This is a genomic window from Vibrio sp., assembly GCF_984391705.1.
The window spans coordinates 1-3,590 of sequence record NZ_CFHWOM010000117.1; the positions used below are offsets into that span (position 1 = coordinate 1).

A 3,590-nucleotide genomic window follows, 5' to 3' on the forward strand; every position below is an offset into this window, starting at 1 on the left:
CTGTGTAGCAAAAATTGTTACATCAATTGTATTAGAATGTTGCCAGCCGTATAGTGGCGCAGTAAATTTTGGTGGAAACCTAATAAATTCAAGGCTTGAAACAATAGTGAGGTGAAGTTTGAAGTCTTGTTGTTAACAAATATTTTACAAAATACTTGGTCGAATGAAGGGGTTGCTTGTTAAATAAATGTTAACTTTTGCAGGTTTGCAACCAAAATTCGTTCATAACTATAAATGCTCAATGGAGCTGAGTGAGCAAGCCCGTGAAAGAAAGAAAGTCAAGACCTGTTAATTTAGATTTACAGACCATTCGCTTTCCGATCACAGCAATCGCATCTATTTTACACCGTGTCTCCGGTGTAATTACGTTTGTCGCGGTCGGGATCCTACTTTGGTTACTATCCATATCCTTATCTTCTCCAGTCGGTTACGCGGAAGCGGTCGACATCGTGGATGGCTTCTTTGTGAAGTTTATCTTGTGGGGAATCCTAACGGCATTGGCCTACCACATTGCTGGTGGTATCCGTCATCTATTGATGGATCTTGGTCATTTTGAAGAGCTGGAATCTGGTGCGATGAGCGCTAAGGTTGCATTCGCAGCGACTGCCGTATTGTCATTATTAGCGGGGATCATGGTGTGGTAAAACATATTTCATCTTTTGGTCGTAATGGCGTACACGATTTCTTATTAATTCGTGCTACCGCGATCATCATGACACTTTACACTATCTATCTGGTTAGCTTTTGTGCTTTCACGGATATTTCTTACGTATCTTGGACTCAGTTCTTTGGTGGCACGTTCACTAAAGTGTTCACGATGCTAGCGTTGGTTTCAGTTCTAATCCATGCGTGGATTGGCTTGTGGCAGGTTCTTACTGACTACATTAAATGCGCGAAGCTTCGTGGTGGCCTACAGTTGGGCGTTATTGCCGTATTGTTTGGTTATTTCTTCTCTGGTCTATTTATTCTGTGGGGTGCGTAAGTGTCTATTCCAGTTCGCGAATTTGATGCCGTAGTAATCGGCGCTGGTGGTGCAGGCATGCGTGCTGCGCTACAAATTTCTGAGCAAGGCCTATCTTGTGCGTTGCTCTCTAAAGTATTTCCTACTCGTTCTCATACTGTATCAGCACAGGGTGGTATTACTGTTGCGTTAGGTAACGCACACGAAGACCACTGGGAACAGCATATGTACGATACAGTTAAAGGTTCTGACTACATTGGCGACCAAGACGCTATCGAATACATGTGTAAGAACGGTCCTGAATCTGTTATCGAGCTAGAGAAAATGGGTCTTCCTTTCTCTCGTTTTGACAATGGTACAATTTACCAACGCCCATTTGGCGGTCAGTCAAAGAACTTTGGTGGTGAGCAGGCAGCTCGTACAGCTGCTGCAGCTGACCGTACAGGTCACGCGCTTCTACATACTCTTTACCAACAAAACATCAAGCACAAAACAACGGTTTTCTCTGAGTGGTATGCACTTGACCTTGTTAAGAACGAAGATGGTGTTGTTCTAGGTTGTACTGCGCTATGTATGGAAACGGGTGAGGTTTGTTACTTCAAATCTAAAGCAACCATCCTAGCTACGGGTGGTGCGGGTCGTATTTACGCATCAACAACGAATGCTCACATTAACACCGGTGATGGTGTCGGTATGGCATTACGTGCGGGCGTTCCAATGCAAGACATGGAAATGTGGCAGTTCCACCCAACGGGTATCGCTGGCGCAGGTGTTCTTGTAACAGAAGGTTGTCGTGGTGAAGGTGGTTACCTACTTAATAAAGATGGGGAGCGCTTCATGGAGCGTTACGCGCCAAACGCGAAAGACCTTGCTGGTCGTGACGTTGTTGCTCGTTCAATGATGATCGAAATCCGTGAAGGCCGCGGCTGTGATGGCCCTTGGGGTCCTCACATTAAACTGAAACTGGACCACCTAGGCAAAGAGACGCTTGAGTCACGCCTACCAGGTGTTTGTGAATTGTCTCGTACATTCGCTCACGTTGATCCAGTAAAAGAACCAATTCCAGTAATCCCAACCTGTCACTACATGATGGGGGGTATCCCAACTCAGGTTTCTGGTCAGGCAATCAAGCAAGATGAAAACGGCGCTGATGTTGAAGTTCAAGGCCTATTCGCTTGTGGTGAAATCGCATCTGTATCAGTACACGGCGCTAACCGTTTGGGTGGTAACTCACTACTAGACTTGGTTGTATTCGGTCGTGCAACAGGTCTGCACCTAGGTGAAACTCTTGCTAAGCAAGCGGAAGCGAAACCAGCAACTGAAGCAGACATTGAGCGTTCTTTAGAGCGTTACAACCGTTGGGAAAACAGCACTGAGGGCGAAGACCCAGCACAAATCCGTAAAGATCTACAGCAATGTATGCAGAACAACTTCTCGGTATTCCGTGAAGGTGATGCAATGGCTAAAGGTCTGGAAGAGCTTAAAGTTATCCGTGAGCGTCTGAAGAACGCACACCTTGCTGATAAATCTACCGAGTTCAACACTCAGCGTATTGAGTGTCTAGAACTAGAGAACTTGATGGAAACAGCATACGCAACAGCTGTAGCGGCAAACTACCGTACAGAAAGTCGTGGCGCACATGCTCGTTTTGACTTCCCTGACCGTGATGATGCGCAGTGGCTATGTCACTCAATCTACAACCCAGAAACGGAAGCGATGGCGAAGCGTGATGTAAACATGGAACCAATTCACCGTGATGCGTTCCCACCGAAAGCACGTACGTACTAAGGAAAGGAGGATAAGAATATGAAACTGAATTTCTCTTTGTACCGCTACAATCCGGATGTTGACCAGAAGCCTTACATGAAAGACTACACGCTTGAAGTGGAAGAAGGCTCAGATATGATGCTTTTGGATGCGTTGATTCTGCTTAAAGAGCAAGACCCAAGCATCTCATTCCGTCGCTCATGTCGTGAAGGTGTTTGTGGTTCCGATGGTCTGAACATGAACGGCAAAAATGGTCTGGCGTGTATCACACCACTTTCTGCACTAAAAGCAGACAAGATTGTCATTCGTCCACTACCAGGTTTGCCTGTGGTTCGCGATCTTATTGTTGACATGACACAGTTCTACGATAACTATGCGAAAGTTAAGCCTTTCTTGATTGATGACGGTGCTCTACCGCCATCACGCGAGAACCTGCAAACACCGGATGAGCGTGCTCATCTAGATGGCCTGTATGAATGTATCATGTGTGCATGTTGTACAACTTCATGCCCATCTTTCTGGTGGAACCCAGACAAATTTATCGGTCCTGCGGGTCTTCTGGCTGCTTATCGTTGGTTAATTGATAGCCGTGATACAGCGACAGACGAACGTCTATCAAATCTTGATGACGCATTTAGCGTTTTCCGTTGCCACGGCATCATGAATTGTGTAAGTGTTTGTCCTAAGGGACTAAATCCGACGAAAGCAATTGGTCATATAAAGACTATGCTAGTAAACCGCTCGGTTTAATGTAACAACAAAAAATTGCCGACCTAATGATGGGTCGGCTCTTAATAGCTCGGCGTAAGACCGAAGCAAACGTGAAAACTACTGGTTAAGGGAAAATATGCACAACGGCGTG

Annotated in this window: 4 protein-coding genes; all 4 read left to right on the forward strand. The window is 45.7% G+C overall.

Annotated elements, in window-relative coordinates; translation table 11 throughout:
- Window positions 1-251 precede the first annotated feature (251 nt).
- The 4 genes from sdhC to AC4MRV_RS21645 are packed head-to-tail and all read left to right on the forward strand — an operon-like array spanning window position 252 to window position 3,478.
- Window positions 252-644, forward strand: a complete 393-nt coding sequence (gene sdhC, locus AC4MRV_RS21630) for a succinate dehydrogenase cytochrome b556 subunit (RefSeq protein WP_038140119.1) — start codon at window positions 252-254, stop codon at window positions 642-644.
- A complete protein-coding gene (sdhD, locus tag AC4MRV_RS21635) occupies window positions 638-982 on the forward strand; it encodes a succinate dehydrogenase, hydrophobic membrane anchor protein (protein ID WP_006881304.1) in 345 nt (114 codons plus the stop codon). Before sdhC ends, sdhD begins: the two co-directional genes overlap by 7 nt.
- Entirely contained in the window at window positions 983-2,749 is a 1,767-nt protein-coding gene (sdhA, locus tag AC4MRV_RS21640; protein ID WP_491189344.1) for a succinate dehydrogenase flavoprotein subunit, read from the forward strand.
- 18 nt (window positions 2,750-2,767) lie between these two features.
- Window positions 2,768-3,478: a succinate dehydrogenase iron-sulfur subunit gene (locus AC4MRV_RS21645; RefSeq protein WP_006881306.1), complete on the forward strand. Its 711-nt coding sequence runs from the start codon at window positions 2,768-2,770 to the stop codon at window positions 3,476-3,478.
- The last annotated feature ends 112 nt before the right edge of the window (window positions 3,479-3,590 follow it).

Excerpts from the sequence above, each read along its gene's own strand:
- AC4MRV_RS21645 (WP_006881306.1), top strand. The coding sequence starts at position 2,768 with ATGAAACTGAATTTCTCTTTGTACCGCTACAATCCGGATGTTGACCAG.